General features: G+C 57.0%; 1 protein-coding gene. It reads right to left on the reverse strand.

Going from position 1 to position 356, the window contains the following annotated elements:
- A partial coding sequence (locus SB756_RS28600; protein WP_410912879.1) for a condensation domain-containing protein occupies window positions 1-354 on the reverse strand: 354 nt, incomplete at its 3' end.
- Window positions 355-356 lie beyond the last annotated feature (2 nt).

Consider the following 356-nt stretch of genomic DNA (forward strand, 5'->3'; position numbering starts at 1 on the left):
CTGATCGTCCAGCCTCACCAGTGTCACCCTCATCAATGGCGCCCGCAGCATGTCGAAATCTTGCGCCGCATCGCCATCTACCAGCACTTGCAGCGCGCTTTCGGCAGCATCCCGGTCCCGCCAATCGAGTACGCGTACAGGCAAGTCCACTTGTCGATGAACAATCTGCAGGGGGTGTCCCAACTGCGCAGACGACCAGAATCCGGTGCGCAGAATATCGTGACGCGCAATCACTTGATTCCAAGCTTCAACGAATCGCTCGACTTCCAACCCTTCGACAGCGACCGAAGTCTGGTTTATGTAAAGCCCCGTTTCGCCACCCTGACCGCTGTAGAACAACATGCCCTGTTGCATCG

This window comes from Pseudomonas sp. SIMBA_068, from assembly GCF_046534705.1.
GTDB classification, from domain to species: domain Bacteria; phylum Pseudomonadota; class Gammaproteobacteria; order Pseudomonadales; family Pseudomonadaceae; genus Aquipseudomonas; species Aquipseudomonas putida.